At 68.9% G+C, this 23,588-nt stretch carries 18 protein-coding genes; 5 read left to right on the top strand and 13 right to left on the bottom strand.

Annotated features, from left to right (window positions below; all coding sequences use genetic code 11):
- Nucleotides 1–76: 76 nt before the first annotated feature.
- The 5 genes from AAFU51_17005 to AAFU51_16985 all read right to left on the bottom strand — a co-directional run bounded on the left by AAFU51_17005 (nt 77) and on the right by AAFU51_16985 (nt 5,819).
- The gene (locus tag AAFU51_17005; protein MEO1572959.1) at nt 77–697 is read right to left on the bottom strand and encodes a hypothetical protein; all 621 of its coding nucleotides are present in this window, start codon (nt 695–697) and stop codon (nt 77–79) included.
- 159 nt (nt 698–856) lie between these two features.
- A complete protein-coding gene (locus AAFU51_17000) occupies nt 857–1,606 on the bottom strand; it encodes a class I SAM-dependent methyltransferase (GenBank protein MEO1572958.1) in 750 nt (249 codons plus the stop codon).
- Between the two features lie 112 nt (nt 1,607–1,718).
- Nucleotides 1,719–2,810: a 4-hydroxythreonine-4-phosphate dehydrogenase PdxA gene (gene pdxA, locus AAFU51_16995; GenBank protein MEO1572957.1), complete on the bottom strand. Its 1,092-nt coding sequence runs from the start codon at nt 2,808–2,810 to the stop codon at nt 1,719–1,721.
- A gap of 76 nt (nt 2,811–2,886) precedes the next feature.
- On the bottom strand, nt 2,887–4,200 hold the full coding sequence (locus AAFU51_16990; protein ID MEO1572956.1) for a GWxTD domain-containing protein: 1,314 nt from the start codon (nt 4,198–4,200) through the stop codon (nt 2,887–2,889).
- 92 nt (nt 4,201–4,292) lie between these two features.
- On the bottom strand, nt 4,293–5,819 hold the full coding sequence (locus AAFU51_16985; GenBank protein MEO1572955.1) for a leucyl aminopeptidase: 1,527 nt from the start codon (nt 5,817–5,819) through the stop codon (nt 4,293–4,295).
- 242 nt (nt 5,820–6,061) lie between these two features.
- On the opposite strand from AAFU51_16985, the gene AAFU51_16980 reads away from it, so the two are divergent.
- Nucleotides 6,062–7,306 carry a saccharopine dehydrogenase C-terminal domain-containing protein gene (locus AAFU51_16980; GenBank protein MEO1572954.1) on the top strand — a complete coding sequence of 415 codons (1,245 nt, stop codon included), beginning with the start codon at nt 6,062–6,064 and terminating at the stop codon, nt 7,304–7,306.
- A 113-nt stretch (nt 7,307–7,419) separates the two neighbouring features.
- Here AAFU51_16980 and AAFU51_16975 read toward each other — a convergent pair whose 3' ends face one another.
- The 6 genes from AAFU51_16975 to AAFU51_16950 form a co-directional block, all read right to left on the bottom strand.
- Nucleotides 7,420–9,000 (bottom strand): AbgT family transporter, encoded by a 1,581-nt coding sequence (locus AAFU51_16975; GenBank protein MEO1572953.1) that lies wholly within the window; start codon nt 8,998–9,000, stop codon nt 7,420–7,422.
- A gap of 130 nt (nt 9,001–9,130) precedes the next feature.
- Entirely contained in the window at nt 9,131–10,405 is a 1,275-nt protein-coding gene (locus tag AAFU51_16970; GenBank protein ID MEO1572952.1) for a hypothetical protein, read from the bottom strand.
- Between the two features lie 155 nt (nt 10,406–10,560).
- Nucleotides 10,561–11,529 carry a methionyl-tRNA formyltransferase gene (fmt, locus tag AAFU51_16965; GenBank protein MEO1572951.1) on the bottom strand — a complete coding sequence of 323 codons (969 nt, stop codon included), beginning with the start codon at nt 11,527–11,529 and terminating at the stop codon, nt 10,561–10,563.
- 82 nt (nt 11,530–11,611) lie between these two features.
- Nucleotides 11,612–12,970 carry a GWxTD domain-containing protein gene (locus AAFU51_16960; GenBank protein ID MEO1572950.1) on the bottom strand — a complete coding sequence of 453 codons (1,359 nt, stop codon included), beginning with the start codon at nt 12,968–12,970 and terminating at the stop codon, nt 11,612–11,614.
- A gap of 379 nt (nt 12,971–13,349) precedes the next feature.
- Nucleotides 13,350–14,303, bottom strand: coding sequence for a signal recognition particle-docking protein FtsY (gene ftsY, locus AAFU51_16955; GenBank protein ID MEO1572949.1), 954 nt, complete (start codon nt 14,301–14,303; stop codon nt 13,350–13,352).
- Between the two features lie 139 nt (nt 14,304–14,442).
- Complete coding sequence (locus tag AAFU51_16950; GenBank protein ID MEO1572948.1) at nt 14,443–15,195, bottom strand: CDP-alcohol phosphatidyltransferase family protein; 753 nt, start codon at nt 15,193–15,195, stop codon at nt 14,443–14,445.
- Nucleotides 15,196–15,318: 123 nt separating this feature from the next.
- Between AAFU51_16950 and AAFU51_16945 the strand changes: the two genes are divergently transcribed.
- The 3 genes from AAFU51_16945 (at nt 15,319) to AAFU51_16935 (ending at nt 19,199) form a co-directional block, all read left to right on the top strand.
- Nucleotides 15,319–16,464: a glycosyltransferase gene (locus tag AAFU51_16945; protein ID MEO1572947.1), complete on the top strand. Its 1,146-nt coding sequence runs from the start codon at nt 15,319–15,321 to the stop codon at nt 16,462–16,464.
- 362 nt (nt 16,465–16,826) lie between these two features.
- Nucleotides 16,827–18,479, top strand: a complete 1,653-nt coding sequence (locus AAFU51_16940; GenBank protein MEO1572946.1) for a hypothetical protein — start codon at nt 16,827–16,829, stop codon at nt 18,477–18,479.
- Between the two features lie 72 nt (nt 18,480–18,551).
- The gene (locus tag AAFU51_16935; GenBank protein ID MEO1572945.1) at nt 18,552–19,199 is read left to right on the top strand and encodes a hypothetical protein; all 648 of its coding nucleotides are present in this window, start codon (nt 18,552–18,554) and stop codon (nt 19,197–19,199) included.
- Nucleotides 19,200–19,267: 68 nt separating this feature from the next.
- On the opposite strand, the gene AAFU51_16930 is transcribed toward AAFU51_16935, so the two are convergent.
- Both AAFU51_16930 and AAFU51_16925 read right to left on the bottom strand, forming a co-directional pair.
- Nucleotides 19,268–19,981 carry an RNA pseudouridine synthase gene (locus AAFU51_16930; protein ID MEO1572944.1) on the bottom strand — a complete coding sequence of 238 codons (714 nt, stop codon included), beginning with the start codon at nt 19,979–19,981 and terminating at the stop codon, nt 19,268–19,270.
- 88 nt (nt 19,982–20,069) lie between these two features.
- Complete coding sequence (locus tag AAFU51_16925; protein ID MEO1572943.1) at nt 20,070–21,848, bottom strand: hypothetical protein; 1,779 nt, start codon at nt 21,846–21,848, stop codon at nt 20,070–20,072.
- Between the two features lie 322 nt (nt 21,849–22,170).
- Between AAFU51_16925 and AAFU51_16920 the strand changes: the two genes are divergently transcribed.
- The gene (locus tag AAFU51_16920; protein ID MEO1572942.1) at nt 22,171–23,535 is read left to right on the top strand and encodes a T9SS type A sorting domain-containing protein; all 1,365 of its coding nucleotides are present in this window, start codon (nt 22,171–22,173) and stop codon (nt 23,533–23,535) included.
- Nucleotides 23,536–23,588 lie beyond the last annotated feature (53 nt).

Raw genomic sequence — 23,588 nt, 5'->3', positions numbered from 1 at the left:
CGGCGCAGAGGGGGAAGGTGAAAGGAACACGCCGTCCACCGCGGCGGACCTTCTGTCCAACGCAACAGACGCTCAGTCATTGCGTGGCGCGGTCCAAGCGACGTACCCCGGCCTTCATTCGCTCAATGGCTCTGTAGATGTCAGGGTCGACGGGACAGTGGAGGAGGTGGGCGAGGTCGCGCGGCGGCAGGTCGGGGTCTTGGCGCCGCAGTCGCAGGATCTGCAGCACCAACTCGTCATCTTCGAACGCGCTGTAGATCCGCTGCCAGCGCTCGTCCTCGATCATCTGCGCTTCCGGTGATGCTTCTGGGGTGGGAGGCTCGCGTGACAGGTCAGCACTGTTAGCTACGGCTTTCCTCGCCACGTTGCTCGCCTCTGAACTGATAGCCTGGATGATTCCGTAATACAGCTCGCGGTCCCGCTCCGCAGAATCCGGTCCTAAATACCGCCGCTTGATGTTCCGGTAGCCTACCTCGCGCTTGTTCTCGGGCTCCAACAGCTTTCGGATGGCTTCGTGGACGAGGCCTTCAGCGGACTCTACAAGGTGGCGACGTGAGCCCGCTTTGCCTCGCAGCATCGTTTCAGCTATCGCGAGTAGGCGCGCTCCCCACCGAGCCGGGTCGTCCCAGTTGCGCGCGACCGCCTCCCGGATCTCGTCGGGGGTGTAGTGCTCATCCACGGGTACGAGATTGGTCAAAGGCCCAGGAGAAAGAGAGGATTCCAGCGCCCTTAATCTTCGCGTCAGGAACGAAAAAACCAAACCGCCTGACATCGTGATAGAAATCAGCCCATTCCCCACTCCTTTCGCACCCTATCTGGCTTGACCCTAGGCAGCGCAACTTCTGCCCCCGCCACCCTACCGTTTCAGCACCCAGTGTATGCGCTCGGTCTCGCCTGCGGCGGGATCTACAGAGAACCCATCGTACGCCGCAACCTCTCGCAAGGGCGACGCTGAGATCAGCGCCCGCATCTCGGCCAACGTGAAGGCGCGCTGCACATGCGACTCCTCGTAGACCTCGCCCTGCACGGTGAGCCGGAAGGCGTTCGTGTGCAACCGGGCCTCGGCATCGTAGGCGCTCGTGCGGACGTAGGCAAACTCGTCCGCCTCGCCCTCGTCGTGGAAATAGTCCGCGTTGTTGAGCGAGTTGGCAGGCGTGCTCTGATCCACGACAAACACGCCGTCCTCGGCAAGCAGGCGCGCCACGTCGGCGAAGAGCCGCGCCACGTCGGCCTCGTCGAGGAGGTAGTTCAGGCCGTCGTAGAGCAGAAGCACCACGTCGAACGGCGCGCCGAGGGCGATGGGGTCGAGCGCGGCGAAGTCGGCGACACGGAAGCGGACGTGGGCCTCGGGGTGCAGCGGTCGCTTGGCCTGGGCGACGCGCACCATGGCGGAGGCACCGTCGGTGGCGAGGAAGCGGTAGAGGCCGTAGGGCTGGAGCGCGAACGCGAGCGACCCTGTCCCGCAGCCGAGTTCGAGCACCGCCTCGGCGTGCGGCGCGTGGGCCTGGATCAAGTCCTCGACGTACGCCGCCCAGTCGTCATAGTCGACGTGCGCCATCACGACATCGTAGCCAGCCGCGAGCGCGGAGTAAGGATCGGTCTGCACGGGTGGTCTGAGGGTCGAGGGTCGAGGGTCGAGGGTCGAGGGTCGAGGGTCGAGGGTCGAGGGTCGAAAGGTGCCGAGCCCTTCACGGGCCGTCAAGCGGATTGTCTACTCTTCACGCCGAACCCCTCGCCCTGCGCTGTGCAATCGCGGCGGCCAGCCGGGCGGCTTCCAGCATGCTCCCCGCCCGCGCGACGCCGCGTCCAGCGATGTCGAACCCCGTGCCGTGGTCGGGCGAGGTCCGCACGATGCGAAGTCCCGCTGTCACGTTCACCCCGCCACCCATCGCGAGCGCCTTGAACGGCGCGAGGCCCTGGTCGTGGTACATCGCCAGGATGCCGTCGCAGCGGGTCCAGCCGCGCTGCCCGAAGAACCCGTCGGCGGCATACGGGCCAACCGCGTCGAAGTCGGCGTCTGGGTCAGCGCCTGGGTCGGCGGCGAGCGCGTCCAGGACGGGGCGGATCGTGTCGATCTCCTCGCGCCCGAGGACGCCGCCGTCGCCCGCATGCGGGTTGAGGCCGAAGACCGCGATGGTGGGGCGCGCGATGCCGAAATCGCGTCGGAGGCTCTCTGCGAACAGCGCGAGCTTAGTCCGCAGCAGGTCGACGGTGAGCCGTGTGGCAACCTCGGCGACGGGGACATGCGCCGTCACGAGCGCCACACGCAGCGGGTGCTCGGCCAACGCGTCGCGCTCTGTGCAGAGGATCATCAGCACCGCATCGGTGCCCGTGCGCTCCGCGAGGAACTCGGTGTGGCCGGGGACGGCAAAACCCGCCAGGGCGATCGCCTCCTTCGAGATCGGCGCCGTCACGAGGGCATCGGCCGCGCCGCGCTGACACAGATCGATGCCCGCCGCGACGGCCTCCATCGCCAGCGCCCCGCCCCCGGCGGTCGTCGCGCCAAACTCGGGCGCGGGCGCCGAGCCGGGCCGCAGTTCGAGGACTGGCACCGGAGCCTCGGCGTCCAGCGGGGCCGCGAGCAACTCTGGGAGGTCTGTCTCGCTCACCGGCACGAGACTGGGCAGCGTGAGGTCGAAGTTGTCGGGGTTCGCAACGATGCGCTCTGCGTGGGCCCGCAGCGCCGTGATCGACCCGGCCACGGCAGGCCGGACCTGCCCTCGCAGCGCGGGGTCGGCGAGCGTCTTTAGCACCACCTCCGGCCCGATGCCGTTGGGGTCGCCCGACGAAAAGACAAGACGAGGGCGCACGCTGCTTCCGGATAGGTGGGACGGCTCGACCATGATGGAGCGTGATGGGGCGTGTGGCGGGGATCGCGTTCGGTGGTCAGTCTACACGCTGGAGCGGCTCGCCGGGGGCGGTTGCCTCGAAGGTGTAGCGCCGCCCGTCGGCATAGGTCCACACCTCGCGCGGGCCGCCACCCGTGGGCAGCGTGCGGTCGATGTTGGCAGGCGGCCCCTGGCGTAGCCACATGCGGCCCTGCTCGGTCGCATAGCCGTCGAGTGGGCCGTTCGGCGTGGTGCGAAAACGGACGGCGGCCTCGTCCACGCGCGCGTAGAACTCGGCCATGAGCTCGTTGAAGGGCGTTCCGGGCGACGGGTCGCGCTCGTCCCAGAACGCAGCCAGCCGCTCCCACTTCCGGTTCCCCCGCCCGCGCTTGATCTCCCGGATCTCGTCGTCCACAGCGATGGCACGTAGAGCCTCGAACGCGACATCCTCGTCCTGCATCGAGCGGGGCTTCGTCGGCCAGACGACGGCCAGCGTCTCTCTGACCGGATCGAGACCGGTGCCGGGCAGCGCGATCTCGACCGTATAGCTGCCTTCGTCCAGCGCTGACACGTCGAAGACGCCCAGGCGCAGCGGCGTCCCCGACGGCGCGAGGGCAAACGCGATCTGGCCCGGCGCCGCGCCAAGCTTGCCGAGGTCGAGGCCGAACGTAGCTGGCAGGGTGGCCATGGGCTGCGTGTCGGAGCGCAGCGTCTGTCCGCTATCGTCGCGCAGGGTGAAGCGCACCGTCGTTGCCGTGCTTGGGAGGTGCATCGGGACGAGGAGGGCGGCTGGCCGGTCGAAGGGCACCGCACGCCCCGCCGCCGCCAGCCGAAACGTCAGCGCCGACCGCTCTTGCGACGACGGCCGCTCGACCACGACCGGGTGCCCGATGGCGGGCTGCTCGAAGTCGGGCACGTGCCCGAGCGTACCCTCCACGTCGCGGCTGTCGCTGCCGCGCGCAAGCTGGATCGTCAGGAAGTACTTCGGGAAGACGCCAGCGCCCCACGGCACGCCGAAGAGCGAGATGTGCCGCTGCCGGGGGTCTTGCGTAGCGGCGTAGTCGTCGGTGAGGGTGGTGAGGTAGAGGCGCCCTCCCGGGGCCGTTGCGACCGAACCCTGGACGGTAGCGATGACGTTGACATCGGCCTCGTAGCGCCCGTCGGCGCGCTGGGCGAACGCGAGGCGCGGGTAGGGCACGCTCACGGCAAACAGCAGCGCCGTCCCGTCGATGGCGTTGCCGCGCGCAACCGGCAGCGCCATCGCCTCGTGCTGCACCGGGGGCGGCGCGAAGGCCCAGCCCGCAGCGTCCTGCGAGGTCGCGGGCGCAGCCGTGACGACCAGCAACCCCATCAACGTCGCGATGCGCCGCATGTGTGAACGTGTAGACGTCCGGACGTGCGGACGCAGACCCGGGCAAGAACTTTGCGCTTTCACACCCTCACACGCAGACACGTCCATACCGTTTACAGCTCGAAGCCGAGTGACGGGTCATAGTGCCGGAGCACATCCACGAGCAGGCGCACGCCGAAGCCGGTGCCACCCTTCGGGGCATAGGGCCGGTGCTCGCCGATGAACGCTGGACCGGCGATGTCGAGGTGGACCCACGGATAGCCCTCGGGGTACCCCGTGAAGTGCTCCAGGAACTTGGCCGCAGTCACGGTGCCTGCCTCGCGCCCGCCGACGTTCGTGCGGTCGGCGACGTCGCTCTTGAGTTGCTCCGCGTAGAGGTCGTACATCGGCAGCGGGGCGACGAGGTCGCCGGTGCGGCGTCCCGCCTCTACGAACGCATCGAGGCGGTTGGCGGCCCCGTCGGTCGCGCTCGTGAGGACGGCGCCGACCTTCGTGCCGAGCGCGACGACGGCTGCGCCCGTGAGCGTGGCCACGGAGACGCAGAACGCGGGATCGTAGCGCTTGGCGTAGCTCAGCGCGTCGGCGAGGAGCATGCGGCCCTCGGCGTCGGTGTTGAGCACCTCCACGGTCGAGCCGTCGTGCATCGTCACCACGTCGCCGGGGACGTAGGCGCGGCCGCCCGGCCGGTTGTCCGTGGACGGCACGAGCCCGATGATGTGCAGCGGCAGGCCGAGTTGCGTGGCCGCCGCCACGGCCCCGATCACCGCGGCCCCGCCCGCCATGTCGGCCTTCATCTTGTCCATCGAGTTCTTCGTAGGCTTGAGCGAGAGCCCGCCCGTGTCGTAAGTGACCGCTTTGCCGACGAGCACGATGGGGCGCTCGTTGTGCGCGTCCTCCGGCTTGTGCTCCAGCACGATGAACGCCGGGTCGTCGAGGCTGCCGCGGTTGACGGCAAGCAGCCCGCCCATGCCCTCGTCCTCGATCTGCTTCGTGCTCCACACGTCCACCGAGAAGCCATGCGCCTTGCCCAGCGCCTTCGTCTCCTCGCCGAGCGTCGTGGCGGTGAGATCAGCGGCGACCGTGTTGACGAGGTCGCGCGCCGCGCACGTGGCCTGGGCGGTGGCGAGGGCACGCTCGGCGGCGTGGCGGACCGGCTCGTCTTCGCGCTCGGTGACGAGCGTGAGCGTCTCGATCTCGGGGACGGGCTCGCCGGTGGTGCGGTAGCGCTCGTAGCGGTAGCTCCCGAGCACGAAGCCTTCGATGAGGGCTGCCGCTTCCTCGGAGCCGCGCCCCGGCGGCAGCACGATGCCGACGCGCGTGGCCTTGTAGTTCCGCGCCAGCTTGCCGCCCCGTCCGGCCGCCCGGCGGAGACGCTCGAGTTCATCGCCGGTGTCTGCGCCGCTCCCCGTCCCGGTGGTGCCTGGCTGGCCCAGGCCGCAGAGCACGATCCGGTCGGCGGACCGCGCGGGCGGATAGAACACAACGGGCTCGGTGCCGCGATCGGCATCGTCGGCCGCGCGGGCATAGGCGTCGCCGAAGGCGGCGCGCAGCGGCAGCTCGGCCTCGCTGGGATCGTCAGGGACGATGAGCAGGTCCGCTTCGAGCGTGGCCGGGTCGGCGTGGAGAACCGTGAGCGTCATGGGTTACGAGCCGGAGAGACGGAGAAAGGGGAGGCAGGGAGGAGAGGGCTTGAGGCGGCCACAGCGTCGCTGTCTCCACGTCTCGCCATTTTCCCGGTCCCTGAATGTAACCGTTGTGCGATGAGCGAAGGGGCTGGAGCATTCGGGTCCGTGCGTCGTATGTTGCCATGTAAGCGCTTAACCTGCGTCTTTTTCGCCGTTCGCGCGAGCGCGTCCCCCACCACCCGTATCTTTTCGGCCCTATGTCCACCACCGTCCGCTCGCTTCCGAGGACGACCGGCTGGATCTCCCAGAATTCCCGCTTCGGTACCCGCCCTTCCTCCATGCGTATTACGGTCATCGGGGCTGGCGCCATTGGCTCCGCCATCGCGTTCGACCTCACCCGCCGTCCTGATGTCACCCGTGTGCGCGTCTGCGAATCGCGCCCCGGCGTTCTCCGCCGTATCCGCGAAGCGCTCCCCGGCGACAAGACCCGCTGCTACCAAGTCGACGCCCGCGACGCGCAGACGCTCGACAACATCGTGGCCAACAGCGACGTCGTCATCTCGTGCGTGGCCCCGGAGCTGAACCCGATGCTGGCCGAGCTCTCGATCCGCAACGGCGCGCACTTCTGCGAGCTTGGCGGCAACGAAACCATCGCGCAGCAGCTGCTCGCGCTCAGCGAAGAAGCGCAGAACCGTGCCCGGTGGGTGGTCCCCAACTGCGGCCTCGCGCCGGGCCTGAGCAACATCCTCACGATGCGCGGGATCGAGTTCTTCGACGAGGTCGACAGCGCCATCATCCGCGGCGGCGACGTGCCGGTCAACCCGGAGCCGCCCTTCAACTACCGCCTCGCGCACTCGGCCGACAAGCTCCTCAGCGACTATACGCACCCCGCGACGATCATCCGCGACGGCCACCTCACGCACGTCGAGCCGCTCTCCGACATCGAGCGGGTGGACTTCCCCGAGCCGTTCGGCGAACTGGAGGCGTTCTACACGTCGGGCATGCTCTCGACGCTCCCGCAGGACCTCCAGGGCCGCGTGCGCACCCTCGACGCGAAGCTGCTGCGCTACCCCGGCCACGCCGACGCGATGCGCGTGCTCGTGGGGCTGGGCTTCGCCGAGGACCGCTCCATCGATGTGCGGACGCACCTCACCTACCGCGACGTGCTCACCCGGCAGATCCGTAAGCGCCTCGGCGGCACCTACGAGGACGCCGTTCTGCTGCGCATCAAGATCACGGGCCGCCAGGGCGATGCGTGGAAGCGCCTCACCTACGAGATGGTCGCGCGCTACGACGAGCATACGGACCTCTCGGCGATGCGCCGCTGCACGGCCTTTGCCACGGCCACCATCGCCACGCTGATCGCGCAGGGCGCGGTGCCGAAGGAGGGCGGCGCCGCCCCGCCGGAGCGCCTCATCCCCAAGGACCGCTTCTTCGAGGACCTGGAGCGCCGCGGCCTCCACGTCGAGACGCACTGGGAAGACATCGCGCCGCCGCGCTAGGCAGTAGGCCGCGCTAGATAGAAAACACAGTAAAACACAGAAGCGGGCCGGAGAGCATGTCTCCGGCCCGCTTCTCGTTAATCGTGCCGAGCCTGTGCGACGTGCGCCGGTCGCTACGGTGTGGCCGGGAACGTGTACGACGCCTGCAGGCCGAGCGGGAGGCCAAGCATCCAGTAGGCGAGCAGGAACAGCGACCACGCAACGAGGAAGACCGCGCTGTAGGGCAGCATGATCGACGTCAGCGTGCCGATGCCGGTCGACTTCACGTAGCGCTGGCAGTAGACCACCACGAGCGGGAAGTAGGGCATCAGCGGCGTGATGATGTTCGACGACGAGTCGCCCACGCGGTAGGCGGCCTGCGTGAGGTCCGGCGAGATGCCGACTTCCATCAGGATCGGCACGAAGATCGGGGCGAGGAGCGCCCACTTCGCGCTCGCCGAGCCGACGAACAGGTTCACGAACGCCGTCAGGAAGACGATGCCGAAGATGGTCAACCCGCCTGGCAGCGAGAGCGCCTTAAGTACGCCCGCGCCCTTCACCGCGAGCAGCGCACCGATGTTGGACACGTTGAACGCGTGCACGAACAGCGCGCAGAAGAACGCCATCACGACGTAGTAGGCCATGCCCTCCATCGCCTTCGTCATCGCGTCCACGACATCCTTCGACGTTTTGAAGACGCCCGCCACGATGCCGTAGACCACGCCCGGGATCAGGAACAGCAGGAAGATCAGCGGCACGATCGACTGCATGATCGGCGCCTGGAACGAGTTCAGCGAGCCGTTGGCGTCGCGGAAGGCTGAGTTCTCGGGCAGCAGCGAGAGGACGAGCAGTCCCATCCCGATCACGAGCGCCGCCGTCGAGGCCCAGAAGGCGCGCTTCTCGGTCGGGCTGATGGTGCTCATGTCGGGCGCCTCCTCCGCGTCGTCGTCCACCGGCGCGGTCGCGTTCAGGCGCGGCTCGACGATCTTGTCCGTGATGGCCCACCCGAGCGCGATGATGAGGATGCTCGAGGTCGCCGTGAAGAAGTAGTTGTTGAGTGGGTTGACGAGGATGTCCGCGTCGATGATCTGCGCGGCGGGCTGCGTAAAGCCCTGCAGGAGCGGGTCGAGGGCCGACGGCACCGGGTTCGCGCTGAAACCGCCAGAGACGCCTGCGAAGGCCGCTGCGATACCCGCGAGCGGGTGCCGGCCGACCGCGTAGAAGATGATGCCACCGAGCGGAATCACGAGCACGTAGCCCGCATCGATGGCGCTGTGGCTGATGAGGCCCACGAAGATCACCATCGGGGTGAGCAGGCTCTTCGCGGTCCGCCCGAGCAGCAGCTTGATGCTCGTGTTGAAGTAGCCTGCCTCGTCGGCGACGCCCACACCGAGCATTGCCACGAGGACGACACCGAGCGGCGCGAAGCTCGTGAAGATGGTCACCATCTGCGAGAGAAACGTCGTCAGCGCGGTGCCGGTGAGCAGGTTGTCTACGCGGAGCGGCTCGCCCGTGCGCGGGTTGATGTCTGCGAACTCGATGGGCGAGAGCAGGGCCGATAGGATCCAGACGATGATCAGCGACGCGAGGAAGAGCATCGCTGGGTCGGGCAGCTTGTTGCCGACCGTCTCGATGCCACCGAGCAGGCGGTTGATCAGACCTGCCTGCTTTTCAGGAGGCTGCGGCGAGGGCGCGTCTTGCGGCGAGGAAGCCATAGGGAATGACAGGGTTGTGGGTGGGTAGACCGCAGAAAGTACGGGCTAGGCCATCGACTATCAGCGGTCTGCTCCTGCCTGTCCCGCGCGACGCACATTCACGCGCTTAAGCTGTCAGCCACGGGGCAGCCTAGAGCACCAGCGTGTGGAGCGCTTCGCCGTAGGCGGCCTCGTAGCGCCCAGCGAGCGTGTCGAGGAACGCCGGCAGCAGGTAGGGCCGCCCGACGACGAGCACGCAGCCGCCCGTCCCCGTCTGCCGCATGCCGTAGATGCCTTCAAAGCCCGACCCTTGTTCCAGCAGAAACGCAACGGCTTCTGCCGTACGTCCCCAGGTGTCCAAGCCCCAGTCCTCACGTAGGGAGGCGTGGGAGACGAGCAGTGTCGCGCCGAGGACCTGGCCATCGCGGCGGCGCAGCGCCATCAGGAGCCGCGCGATGCGCTTCCCCTCGCCCACGAGGTGGCGCACGACGGGCTGGTGATCATCGGGGAGCAGCCCGAGCACATCACTGAGGTGCCGGTGCTCGATGTCGCGCAGGGTGACCGGACGGGGCAGCCCGATGCGGGGCGCGTTCGTCTGGAGCAGCAGTGTGGCGGCCTGCACCTGGGCGGTGCGTAGCTTGAAGAAGTCACGCGGGGCATCGGACGCCGGTGCCCGGGGTACATGGACGAGTCCCCACACCAACTCGTCGCGCGGGGGCGGGTCGAGCGGCTCGCTGGTGAGCGCCGCGCCGTTAACGAGCAGGAGTTGCGGCGGTGCCCCGTCGAGGGCGGCTACGCATGAGGCCACGCCGAACACGCGCTTGACGTGGTGCTCGGCCACCTGCTGCGCACGGGCAAGCCGCGCCGCGCGCCCGAGCGGCGCGCCCGATGCGGACGCAATCGCCTGCACGGCAGCCACCGCAACCGCGGCGACGAGGCTCTCCCCGCATGCGGGCGCCGACATCTCCACCCTAGCCTCGACAGGCTGCCCGGCAATCTCAGCGGCGAGGCGCACCACGGCCGCCGCCACAGCCTCGCTGGCGCCCGTGACGACGGCTTCTTGGGCACTGGAGGCCACACCCGTATAGCCATACACACGCGGCACTTCGACCGTGACTGATGTCTCCGACGCAGGGCGCGCAGCCACGGCGACGCCACCCGGCAGTGGGAGATACAGCCCAATGCCGGGGAAGAAGTCCGTGTGCTCTGCACTGAGGGCGAGCATCAGCGCAGCGCGCTCGACCGAGGCGCCAGGGCCTAGCCTCGCCTCAGCGCGCGCCGCGAGCTCCTGGAGGTGGACAGGCGCATGCGTCTCCATGCGCGCTCGCGCCCGCTGCAAGCGCTCAGGATCGGACACCGACGGGGCGTGTGTCCTTGGCTGCGCGCCAGGCGAAGTCAAATCGTTGGAGTGGGGCACGTCGGGCATCGGGCAATCGCCGCTGGGTGACCTGGCGCGCGACCGCCGTCACACGCTACCTCGAAGAACGAGTCCAAACTACCAGTGCGCTTCGGACGTTGTGCAAGCTGCGCCCTTCGCTTTGTTGTGAAGAACGGCCCCACGACGCATAGCACTCCTGGAGATCAGCCCCCGAGGTAAACGCCTGGCTGCAGGTCGATGCCGTTGAGGAAGGCACTCGTCGCCATGCGGCGCTTGCCCTGACGCTGAACTTCCAGCACCTCCACGGCGCCCGCCCCGCAGGCGATCAGCAGGCGGCCGTCCACATCGAGCACCTCGCCTGGCTGTCCGCTGGGCTCGCCCTCGGCCACACGCGAGCAGTAGAGCTTCCAGGTCTCGCCCGCGCAGGTCGTCCACGCGGCGGGATAGGGCGCGAGGCCCCGGATATGGTTGTGGACGGCCTCCGCGGGCTGCGTCCAGTCGATCTCGGCGTCCTCCTTGAACAGCTTCGGGGCCGGGCTGGCGAGCGTGTCGTCCTGCGGCTGCCCGACGGCTTCGCCTGCCTCGATGCGCTGCACGGTGTCCACGACCACCTCCGCCCCGACCTCAGCGAGCGTATCGTGCAACTCGCCCGCCGTCGTGTCCGGCCCCACCGGCACGGCGCGCTGGAGGAGAATCGCGCCGGTGTCCACACGGCGCTGGAGGAAGAACGTGGTCACGCCGGTCTGCGTCACACCATCCATCAGCGCGCGGTTGATCGGCGCCGCGCCGCGGTAGGCAGGGAGCAGCGACGCGTGAAGGTTGAACGCACCGAGCCGAGCCGCCTCATAGACCGCGGGTGGCAGGATGCGAAACGCCACCACCACGATGATGTCCGGGGCGAGCGCCTGCACCTGCTCCGCAAAGGCGGGGTCCTTCACCGAGACAGGCTGCCACACGTCGAGGCCGTGGCGCTCGGCAGCACGTTTCACGGCGGTCGGCGAGCGCTTCTGCCCGCGCCCGCGTGGCTTGTCCGGGCCTGTCACCACGGTCGGCCGGTAGCCCGCCTCCACGAGCGCGTCGAGCGACGGCACGGCGAAGTCCGGCGTGCCCATGAAAAGCAAGGAGGGGGGCGGCGGGCGGCGGGCGGCCATCGGCAGGAGGAGATCGAGCATAGAAAAACCCCCGCGCTTCTGCTGAGCGCAGGGGCCTGCAAGGTAAAGAAGGCGCGGGCGGATGGCTGTCGGCTGGCCGCCTCTACATCCGCGTGCGGTCGTCGTGGATCGGGTAGAGCAGCTGGTAGTTGCCGAAGCCCTTCTCATCGACGAAGATGAAGCGGCGGCCGAGGCGGTTGTAGTACCAGATCTCGTACGGCTCCACGCTATAGTTGAAGCGGTGCTCCTCGACGAAGTCGGGCTCGCCGAAGCGGACGAAGACCTCGCCGCGGTCGGTGTTCCAGCCGTTCTCGCGGAAGCGGCCGTAGTTCTCGTTGGCGAAGTGGACGCGGTAGTAGTACTCCTCCATGCGCTCGTTGCGGCGGGTCCCGGGCGTCGGGTCGCGGCGCTCCCAGAAAGAGATGAAGCGCGCGAGGCGCTCGTCCTGCGTCTCGGCGTCTAGAATGGAGCGCACGTCGCGGTCCTTGGCGATGTAGCGGAGCTGCGAGATAGCAGCGTCGAGGTCGCGGATCTGGGCATCAAGGCCGGTCCAGCGCACGTCGAACGCCTTGTCGGCGCTGGCCTGGACGGTGCCCTCGGCATCGACGAGCGCGAGTTGTAGGCGGTAGGTGCCGGCCTTGATCTCATCCATCGGCAGGTCGAGGGTGGCGGGCGAGGCACCTGCCTGCACGTCCACGCGGGTCATCCCGTCGAGCACGATGCCCTCGTCGGCCCGGTCTTCCTCGGAGGTGTCCATGCCAAGCAGCCCCCGTGCGAAGGTGCGCGCCGACGGAAGCTCACGGGCCCGCGCCTCCGAGATCACCTCGTAGGCGACGGTGAGTGATTGGGCGCGGTCGCTGACGATCTCGTAGAAGACGGTGAGCGTCTCGCGCTCGGACTCCACGACGTTGGAGACGTTTGGCTCCAGGGTCTGCGTGGCTGCGTCGTACGCGTTCAGGAGGATCGGCCCGGCGAGCGAAACGCCCATCGTGAAGTCGGGCACCGTGACCGGGATCTCGCGGACGAAGGCGCGGCGGCTGGCTCCGTCTTCGAGCTGAATTTCGAGGAGGTACCGCCCAGCATTCAGGGCGAGCGTCTGCGTGGTGGCGTCGAGCAGCGAGTCGGCCTGGGTGGCGTCGTAGTCAGGGACGGTGACGCGGCGCTCCCACTGGCGGCTCTCCACGAGCGTCTGCGCGTTGCCGTCAGCGTCCGCGCGGTAGAGGTCTGCGGTGATCGTGTAGGTGGCCTCGAAGCCCTCGTCGCGGCTGAGGAAGCGGAGGTTTTTGTAGGGAGCCGAGGCGTAGACATCGAGACGGGCCTGGTCGCCCTCCGCGGGCCCCACCATCGTCTCGGCGAAGAACTCAGGCTCGTAGGCGGCGCGCTGGGCAGAGAGCGGAGCCGCCGCCAGCACCAAGGCGACAATCAGCAGCGCGCGACAGGCAAGCAGGCGACAGGAAGCCATAGCGAATGGAGAGGCGGAGTCGTGGCAAGGAGGATGAGCGCCCGGAGCTGGAATTGAGAGCGGCGTGGGGTGCAGCACGAGGCGTGGGGGAGCAAGCACTCGCATGCGGCGAGCAACGTAAACATCCGATGGGGGTACGGGCAAAACACCCAGGGAGCGAGCGAGCCGCCGCCATGCGCGCCGAATGGGCTCGGTGCCAGGCCGAACGGCAGCGTGCCGGGGCGTGCGCGTACCCGGCGAAAGCGCTACCGGGGCCGATTTGTGCCCGCTACACGCTCTGGGCATCGTCTCGCAGCCGCGAACGCTATCCATGACCGGACTGTGCTTTCTGTTGGCAGCATGCTCTGTGACTGAAGCCTGCGTTCTCCCAGGAGCGGGTCTACTGGAAGAGCGCCTGCACGAACGCGGCGCGGTCGAACACCTGGAGGTCGTCGATGCCCTCGCCCACACCGATGTACTTTACAGGGATCTGGAACTCGTTCGAAATGCCAATCACGATCCCTCCCTTGGCGGTGCCGTCGAGCTTGGTGAGGACGAGGCCGGTCACGTCGACGGCCTGCGTGAAGGCCTCGGCCTGCCGGATTGCGTTCTGCCCGGTCGAGGCGTCGAGGACGAGGAGCACTTCGTGCGGCGCGCCGGGCACCTGGCGGTCCATGACGCGCTTCACCTTGGTGAGCTCGTCCATGAGGCCGAGCTTGGTGTGCAGGCGGCCTGCCGTGTCCACGAGCACGACGTCGGACCCGCGCGCGTTGGCCGCCGCGAGGGTGTCGAAGGCGACCGCGGCGGGGTCGGCGCCGTGGTATTGCTTGATGATCTCGACCTCGGAGCGCTGCGCCCAGATGTCGAGCTGCTCGATGGCGGCGGCGCGGAACGTGTCCGCAGCCCCGAGGAGCACCGAGCGACCCGCCTGCTTGTAGCGGTGCGCGATCTTGCCAATCGAAGTCGTCTTGCCCACGCCGTTGACGCCGACCACCATCACCACGTGCGGGTGGTTAGGCAGCGGCGCGTCGAAGTCCGCCGGGCGGTCGGGCGCGCTGGAGAGCATCAAGTCCGCGATCTCCTCGCGCACGATGCCGTCGAGCTCGGACGTGGAGACGTACTTGTCGCGCGCCACCCGCGCCTCGATGCGGCGGATGATGTCCACGGTCGTCTTGACGCCGACATCGCTGGTGACGAGCACCTCTTCGAGGTCGTCGAGGACCTCGTCGTCCACAGAGTCCTTGCCCGCCACGGCGCGCGTGAGCTTGCCGAAGAAGCTGGTGCGGGTCTTCTCCAGCCCGGCTTCGAGCTTTTCCTGCTCTTTCTCCTTCTTGCCGAATCCAAACAGGGCCATCGCTAGGGGTGTGAGAGTGTGGGTTTCGCAGGAACAGTGAGAAATCAATCGCCTTGTCGTGCTGGACTCAACTCAGCATCTCATCGGACCAGTGGAGATCCTGAATCAAGTTCTGGATGACAAGGACGGGAGCAGGGCGTCACCCCAACCCCGCGCGGCGGCGGGCCTCAGGGAGTTGGCCGCGGATGATGTTGCCGTTTTTATCGAGCGGGGCGTACGGCCCGAGGCGCATGATGGTTCGGAAGCGCAACGTGTAGCGGATGATGGAGACCGCCATCACGGCGGCCGTGCCGTAGACGAGCGCGTCCATCACCTCGGGGTCGGCCTTGAGGAGTGCGGCGAGGACCGTCAGCGCGAGGAGCGTCACGGCCAGCTTGCCCGTCCAAAGGCTCGTCGTAAAGCGGCCGAGGCGGCGCGTCTGCAAGAGCCCGCCGACGGCGAGGATGCTGTCACGCACGACCACGAGCAGCACGAACCACAGCGGCAGGCTCGGCCCCGCGCTCTCCGGGCGCGTCAGCAGCGCGACGGTCACGAACGCCGCCGCAAGCTTGTCGGCGGTGGCGTCGAGCACCTTGCCCCACTCGGTCACGGTGCCCGTCAGCCGCGCCACCATGCCGTCGAAGAAGTCCGTCGCGATCGCGGTGAGGATCAGCCCGAACATCCACCCGAGCGGGCCGCCCTGGTAGACGAGCATCGTGATCGGCACGATGAGGACGAGGCGGCTCAGCGTGAGCAGGTTGCCTGGCGTCCAGAAGCGCCCGAGATCTGGGAAGCCCGGATGCGACGGCGGCGGGATCCGAGGCGGTGACGCTCCACCCTCCACGGGCACGCTCCCCCCAGCGGCATCGCCGCCGGAGGCGTCAGGCGCGTTGGACATCGGAGCAGTGGACATCGATCAGGCGTGGCAGGACAAGCCGAACAAGGTAGGGGTGATTTTGCGAAGGGCCTGGGGAGGCGGGGTAAATTCGGCGCTCGGTGTTTGGTCCGCTGTCTCTCGTTCGTAGCCGCTCGTCTGTTGTCGCTCGTCACCCTATTCGGCAGCGTGTTTGCCATCCAGGCGGTCGCCTGGATCGCGCTCGCTGTGGGGTTCACTCGAAGCCAACGGCGCGACGGGCCTGTAGGTGCCGCCGCGGAGCAGCTCGACCTTCCCATCACGGTCGACTTTCCGATCACTGTGATCGTGGCGGCGCGCAACGAAGCCGAGCGTCTACCCGCGCTCCTCGATGCGCTCGTCGGGCAGACCTATGCTCCCGGCGAGGTGCTCATCGCCGATGACGGCTCGACGGACGCCACGGCGGCCATCGCTGCGGGCTATGCGGACCGATTGCCTGTGCGCGTCGTCCGTATCGCCAACGGGGACGCCGAAGCTGCGGGACTGCCCCGCAAGAAGCACGCGCTCAGCCGCGCCATCGCCGCCGCGCGCCACGACCGGCTCGCGTTCACCGACGCCGACTGCGCACCTGTCACGGGCTGGCTAGCGGCCTTCGCCCGAGCTGCCGCGGCCGAGCCCGACGCCGTCCTCGTGGGCACCTCGCCGACTCGGCCCGCCCGGGCCGTGCCCGACACCGCGGCATGGCTCGCCTCGCTCGTCCGCTTCGAGACGATGGTGACGGCCTTCCTCACGGCGGCGGCGATCGGGCTCGGGCGTCCCTATATGGCCGTCGGGCGCTCGATCTCCTACCCGAAGTCGCTCTTCGAGCGCCTCGGCGGCTTCGCGCACCAGGCTGCCTCGCTCTCCGGCGACGACGACCTCCTCGTCCAAGAGGTCCACCGCCAGCACGCTGCGCCGATCCGCTTCGTCGCCGAGGCGACCGCGCCGACGGACCCGCCCGCGACGCTCGGCGCGTGGCTCCGCCAGAAGCAGCGGCACACGTCAGCGGGGCGCTTTTACGACCGCGCGGCGCTGGCGCTGCTCACCGGCTTCCACCTGACGCACGGGCTCGTGTGGCTCGGTGCGCCGGTCTTCTGGGCGCTCGGCAGTTGGACCGGCGCCGGGCTGCTCGCGGCGCTCCTCCTCATCCAACGTGGCGTGCTGCGCGAACCGGCGGAGGCGCTCGGCACAGCCGACGTGATGCCTGCGTGGCCGCTCTGGATGTGGGGCTATGCGCTTTATAACAGCTTTGCCGCCCCGCTCGGCGGCCTCGGAGCGCGCCGCTGGTGAGGCCATCGCCCCCTCCGAGCGGTTCGTTTTGCCCCGGTCTTTTCTCCCGCTACGGACGCGAAGCCGCCCATCCCCAGTCCGACACGACGACCCCACCGGGGGGGCCTCTCACTTTTTTCGGCCCGTCCGATTTTTTTGGCGCGCGTTGGGGCCGCATCGGCGATGCGTTCAGCAGGACCGTCGGTGAAACCGCCGCAACACCATCCCTCCGTGAAGAAAGCCCAACGCACGCTGGCATACCACGGGGCCATCAGACGCACTCGGCGAGCATGACGAGGTCGCGTCTCTCGCTCCAAAGTGGGAACACGCTTTGACCAGCAGGGGGCCACTGACCGCACCCGACCACCCCCTACCCCGTCCCAATGTCATCCCTCCGCTTCCCTCTCCGGACCACGTTTGCGTGCGCTCTGGCGCTGCTCCTGGCTGCCTGCGACTTCGCGGGCATCCAGAGCGATCTCGAAGACGCAACCACCGTGCGCCTGACCGTCCCCGCTCCCCCAGCCGAGTTCGCCGTCACCGTGATCGACGCGACCACCCAGCGCCCCATCGACGGCGAAGTGCGCCTCACCATCGCTGGCGACGATGCGGCGCTGGTCGTCGATCCGCTCTTCTTCGACCCCATCGACGAGGTTACGACGGAGAGCGGCACGGTCGCGCTCGCCCTGCCCGACGGCACCGAGGTCTTCGCCGACGCCCCTGTCCGCTTCGAGGTGATTGCGCGGGCCGACGGCTATGTCACGACCGGCCGCTCCATCGCCATCCGCTCCACGGGTGCCGATGTCTTCGAGGTGCGCATGCTGCCGCTTTCCGGCCAGGCGCCCGAGGGCGTGACCGTGACCGCCAACACGGGCGCGGGCGCGGCCAACAACCAGGGCCAGCTCCGTGAGACGATCACCATCACCACGCCAGCAGACCCCCAGACCCGGGCCCGCGCCACCGTGACCATCCCTGCGAGCGTCGTCATCGAGGATGCGCGCGGTCGTGCCCTACGCGGCGACCTCGACGTGACCGTGGCCTACTACAGCCCGCAGAGCCCCGAGGCCATGGCCCTCTTCCCGGGCGGCTTCGACGACCTCCCGGTGACGCGCGCCGACGGCAGCACCGCCCGCGGCGGCACGATGCAGACCGTCGGCTTCGTCTCCATCGACATCTTCGACGAGGCGGGCCGCCGCGCCGAGCAGTTCAGCGCCCCCCTCGACGTGACGATGGACGTACCCGCCGACGTGATCAACCCGAACACCGGCGCCCCGGTCGCCCCGGGCGATGTGATTCCGGTGTGGACCTACGACGAGATCACGGGCCGCTGGGCGGAGGAGAGCAGCTTTGTCGCAGCCGAAGGCGGCTTCCTCGTTGGCGCACCGACCGAGGCCGGCCTCGTCCCGCTGAACTTCGCGGTGGACCACCTCTCGAACAAAGCGGGCGCCTGGTACAACAGCGCCGCGGCCTGCACGGACGGCGCAGAACTCGTCCTGACCAACCGCAACCACCTGCCCGTGCGCGCCGTGATCACGGTCCCCGGCTACGGCTACGCCAACACCGTCCACATGCTCAGCGACACGCTGCGCCTCGACGGCTTCCCGTCGAACATCCCGTCGGCGAACGTGGCCTTCTACTTCGAGGACAGCAGCGTCGGCAGCGTCACCGTCGACAACCCGTGCGGCGCCCGCGTGGAGGCCGAGCTGACCAACGTGCCGTCCGACCGCGTGACGGCGGAGTTCCTCTCCAACGTGGTCTGCTCCAGCCAAAACGTGACCACGCTCCCGTCGCTCCTGATCCAGGCCAAGCGGGTCGGCGTGACGCAGCCGTCCTACCTCCGCGTCGAGAACGGCGAGTTGACGGTCTCCGGCGTCCTCATGGGCGCCGAGTACGAGGTCGCCGTGGACTACAAGACGCAGAGCGACACCTACGAGCGCTACGAGCACCGCTTCGTGGCCGAGGGTGAGCTCAACGCCGAAGGGCGGGTTCGCATGGTCCAGGACTTCATCGACATCGAGCAGATCTGCGAGCGCCTCTAGCGCGCCGAGGCCCGGGCGGTCCGCACCGCCGCCTGGGTCGCCCTCGCCCCATCACCCTACCCGACCGATTCCATGATCCGTTCCCTACTCCTACTCGCCTTGCTGGTCCTGCCAAGCGTGGCCCTTGCGCAGACCGGCGGCCTCGCCCTGCGCGTCGGCACCACCGGCATCGGCGGCGACGCCATGTTCGGCGTGAACGACTACCTCCAGGTCCGCGCCTCAGGCACCTTCCTGCCCTACTCCACCACCTTCCTCCAGGAGGACGAGCGCATCGACGTCTCCTACGAGGCCGATGCCCAGCTCTTCAGCGTCGCTGGCCTGATCGACTACTACCCCTTCAAGAACGTCGTGCGCCTCAGCACGGGCCTCGTCTACAACGCCTCGTCGGTGACGGCCCTCGGTACTCCAGCGGAGTCCTACACGACGGGCGGCCGCACCTTCACGCCGGAGCAGCTCGGCACCGTGCAGGCCGAGCTCAGCCATAGCGCCCAGATCCAGCCCTACATCGGCCTCGGCTTCGGCAACCCGCTCGCAGGCGGCCGCTTCGGCATGATGCTCGACATGGGCGTCTTCTACACCGGCTCGCCAGCCGTGACGATGGAGGCCACGGAGATGCTCGCGCCGACCGCAGAGAATGCCGCGGCCATCCAGGAGGCGCTCAGCCCGATGACGATCTACCCGGCCGTGTCGCTCGCCTTCTCGGTCCGCTTCGGCGATTGACCCCAGCCTCGGCCCATCCACGTCAGCAGCAGCGGTAGCTTCGCAACGAGGCCGCCGCTGTTGTCTGTTTAGCCTGCCTCGGCGGCGACATGCATGCGGGCCTGCTCGGCAAGCGACCCGGTCCACGTGGCGGGCGGCGGTGCCGTGAAGCGACGGGGGTCGCGGCGAACAGGATGCTCGAAGGCCAGCGCGTAGCTGTGCAGCGCCAGGTTCTGCCCGTCGTGTTCGGTGCGGGCCCCGTAGCGGAGGTCGCCGACGATGGGCGTGCCGAGCGCGGCGAGCTGCACGCGGATCTGGTGCGCGCGGCCCGTCAGCAACGCGACCTCCACGAGCGAGCGCCCCCGCTCGGACGCGAGCGCCTGCCAGCGCAACGCCGCCCGCTTTCCGTCGGGGTGCCCCTGTGGCACCACCTCGACGTGCGAGCCGCGCCCGGGCGTGTAGGTCTTCGCCAGAAAGTCGACGCGCTCGCCGGAGGAGCCGGGGGGCGTCCCTTCCACCAGGGCGAGGTAGCGCTTCGTCGGCGTCCGGTCGCGGAACTGCTGGCTGAGCCGCGAGGCCGCCTTCGAGGTGCGCGCGAGCACCATCACCCCGCTCACGGGCCGGTCGAGCCGATGCACGAGCCCGAGGAACACATTGCCCGGCTTGTCGAACCGCTCCTTCAGGAAGGCCTTGCCGAGCGTGAGCAGATCGTCGTCGCCTGTGTGGTCGGCCTGGGCGAGCAGTCCGGCGGGCTTCGCCACCACGAGCAGGTGGTTGTCGAGGAAAAGCACCTCGAAGAGCATGGGAGCGCGTGGTGGGTGAGGGCGAGGTCGTGGGACGACAGAATAGGCCTGACGCGCCAGAGCGAGCGCCCCACCGTCTCGACCGTCCCTACCGCACCACGGTGAGCCGCTCGGAGACGCCGAAGCCACTGACCTCGCTCCGCACCTGGAGCCAGTACGGCCCCGCTGGCAGCCCGTCGAGCGGGAGCGTGAGCCGGAGACGCGACGGCGCATCGGGCGTGAGGCGTTGGGCGAAGACGCGCTGCCCGAGCGCGTTGTAGACGGCCACGTCGTAGGGGTTGGCCTCGTAGAGCGCGATCTGCGCCTCGGCCTGCCCAGCCCGCACCACGGTTGGGAAGAGCGCCTCGATCTCAGCCCCGCCGCTCTGGCGCTCGGAGCCGAGCGAGCCCTCCGTGATCGCACTAGCGAGCGACGGCACCATCGCCGAGGCAATCGTCTGCGCCTCGGCGGGCGTCACGGGCGTCGCGCTGTAGTAGATGGCGCGCGTCGCGCGGAGATCGACGTACTGGCCCTCGTCGCGGCGCGGGTCCGTGGCTGGCACGCGGCTCGGCACGATGATGCCGCTCGCCCCGACGGAGCGGTCGTCGCCGGTGCACTGGCGGAGGCCCTCGCCCTCGTCCCAGAACCGCTCGAAGGGCGCGGCCTCCCAGTCCGTGTCCAGCTTGAACGCGTGCACGAGCGCGCCCGCGTCGCCGCTCACCGCCTGCCAGAAGAGCGTGTCGGGCGGCAGCGGCTGCTGGGCGAGCCCGTCCGGCCGAGCGTCGAGCATGACGTCAGCGCCGCCCGTGAGCGCGTCGAAGTAGCGCATGCCGAGCGCGGCGTCGCTGTAGTCGATGAACTCCACGACGCCCGGGATCGGGTGGACGCGCAGATCGATGGCGAACGTCGCGTGGCGCTCGTAGAACGTGTAGGTGCCGGTGGTGAGCGGTCCCGAGTTGAAGCCGCGCACGACGCGGACGGCGCGCACCGGCCCCGTGCGGACAGCCACGATGGTACCGCGGTTGGCCGACGCCGTCCACTCGTTTCGCGCGCACGATCCCAGTTCGAGCAGCACCTTGAAGCGGTCGATCAGGTCAGGCCCGAGCCGGCCGCCCTGCTTGATGCGAAGGTCGTCGTGGATCCAGCGGTCCTGGAAGCCCAACCGGTAGTGTGCCGTCTCGATGGCGGTCGCCTCCGGGTTGGCCCCGAGGTCGTCGCCCGACTCGATGCCGCTGACTGACGCGCCGCGGAAGTCGTACGCGTCAGGAAAAGCCCCGTTGAGTAGCGTCGTCTCCAGGTCTACGAGGCGCTCGCTGGACCGGGGCACGGCCCCGCGGGGCACGACGAAGAGGTAGACGTAGCGCGCGGAGGCGCCTTCTCCGATACGGATCGACGTGCGGGTGGCGAGGTGGGCGCCGTCGGGGGCCGCCTCGGCAGGCGCGGCGCGGCCAGCGAAGCGTGCCATGAAGACGACCTCGTCGTCCGCGTCAAGGCTAGGATCGCTGTCAGGGCCGATGAGCGTCTGCAGCGCCGTCTCGGGCATCGCGGTGTATTCGAGGACCTCGACGCCGGTCCCTTCGCGCTCGAAGCAGAACGTGCCAGGATCGTCGCAGCGAGCCGCGCCGCGCCCGTCGAAGGCCACGCCGAGGTCGAGGCGTTCGCGCTCGTCGACCTGCACGGGGATGGGCGTCCAGCGGCCGTCGTAGGCGAACGCGGCGATGCGAGTTGGGGAGGCCCCGAGCAAGAGGGGCACCTCGTCGCCGGTGAGGACGACCTCCCGGAAGGCCTCAGCGCCACCGGACGGCTGGGCTGCGAGCCCAGGCACGGCGCCCAGGCACACGGCACAGACTGCAAGCAGGCGAGTCAGAAGCAATCGAGAGAGCGGCATCAGGTCGAGAAGCCGGGCAGGTGGAGGGCACCATACCGCGCACACCAACAGGATGGGCGGCGGCAAGGCGGAACGGGGAAATCTACTGTACGCGTCAAGGCGCTCCTGCCGGGACCGACGGCGGCGCGGGGGAGTCGGCGAGCATGCACGGGACAGACGCCCGCCTCAAGAAAGGGCCGTTCCCTGACCTTGCCGTATCCAATTAGCCGGAGGAGGTGTCACGACTCCGTTCCAGACCGCACTGACGTTGTTGCGTCCGGCGTCCTGCAAGCGGTAATATGAAAGCGCTTTCAGTCTCACTCTCTCATCCTCCCCCGCGCTCATGCGTCTTGCCACCACGCTCTTCGCGCTCTTCCTCGCGCTCCCCCTCGCCGCCCAGCCCACCGTCGACGGCATCGGCGACGACCCCGAGTACGAGCTTCTCGGCACCTACACCCAGAGCCAGGGCTTCGGCGACTGGGGCCTGATCGAGCTCAAGGGCTTCGCCGACGCCACCGACCTCTACCTCTACGTCGGCGGCACCACCGAGAGCAACTTCAACAGCCTCTACATCTGGCTCGACATCGCCAGCCAGACGACGGGCACCCCGTCAGGCACCGCACTGCCGACCTCGTCCGGTGGCTTCGACGGAGCCAACCCGACGCTCGAACTCCCGACCACGGAATGGGGCATCCGCCTCACCCACGGTGACCCGGGCGATGGGACCGACACTGGCTTCATCAACGTCGTCTCCTACGCAGGCACCAGCGCCGCCGACGTGTTCCTCGGCGCGCTCGCCGTCGATGGCACCGCCTTCGACGCCGACGCCAGCGGCTCGTTCGCAGGCGGCTCGTTTGCCTACTTGCACGTTCCGACGGGGCTCTCCAGCAACCCGGGCGACCGGGGCTTTGAGATCAAGTTCGAACTGGCCGACCTGGGCATCACGGGGGGCACCAGCCGCGCGAGCGCCTCGGACCTCTTCCAGCTCTTCACGGCCTATGCCAACCCGGACGGCAGCTTCTTCTCCTCCGACGTGATCCCGGAGGTGCCGGGCAACGGCTCGGCCAACTTCGGGAACGCGCCGGACTTCACGGCGCTCCCGGGTACGCAAGCCACCACGGCGAGCGCGCTTCCGGTCGAGCTGACCACCTTCGAGGCGCAGCGCACGGGCGAGCGCGTCGTGCTCTCCTGGGCCACGTCCTCGGAGACCAACAATGCGGGCTTCGACGTGGAGCTGCGCAGCACCACGGGCGACTTCGCAGCCCCCTCGTTTGAGACCGTCGGCTTCGTCGCCGGTGCCGGCACGACGACGGAGGCGCAGGCCTATCGCTTCACCACCGACGCCCTCCCGGCTGGCACCTACACGTTCCGCCTCCGCCAGGTCGACTTCGACGGCGCGTTCGCATACAGCCCCGAGGTCGAGCTTGCGCTCGGCGTGGCGGGCACACACACGCTCTCGGCGGCCTACCCGAACCCCTTCGCGGAGCGGGCGACGTTCTCGCTCGCCGTCGCCCAGGAGCAGCCCGTGGAGGTCGCCGTCTTCGACGCGCTCGGTCGCCGCGTGGCGACGCTCTTCGACGCGACGCTGCCCGCTGACCAGGCCCGCGTGCTCACGCTCGACGCCGCGGATCTGCCGAGCGGGCTCTACATCGTCCGCGCGCAGGGCACGACGTTCTCGGACGTGCGTCGGGTCACGCTCGCACGCTAAACACCTCAGCGCGCACTAGCGACATGTAGCTCACCTGAGCTCCCCACGCGCCG

It is taken from the genome of Bacteroidota bacterium, assembly GCA_039821555.1.
In the GTDB taxonomy this organism is placed as follows: Bacteria; Bacteroidota; Rhodothermia; order Rhodothermales; family Rubricoccaceae; genus JBCBEX01.
Note: the sequence above shows the minus strand (reverse complement) of the source record. Positions and strands in the feature narration are given on the sequence as shown.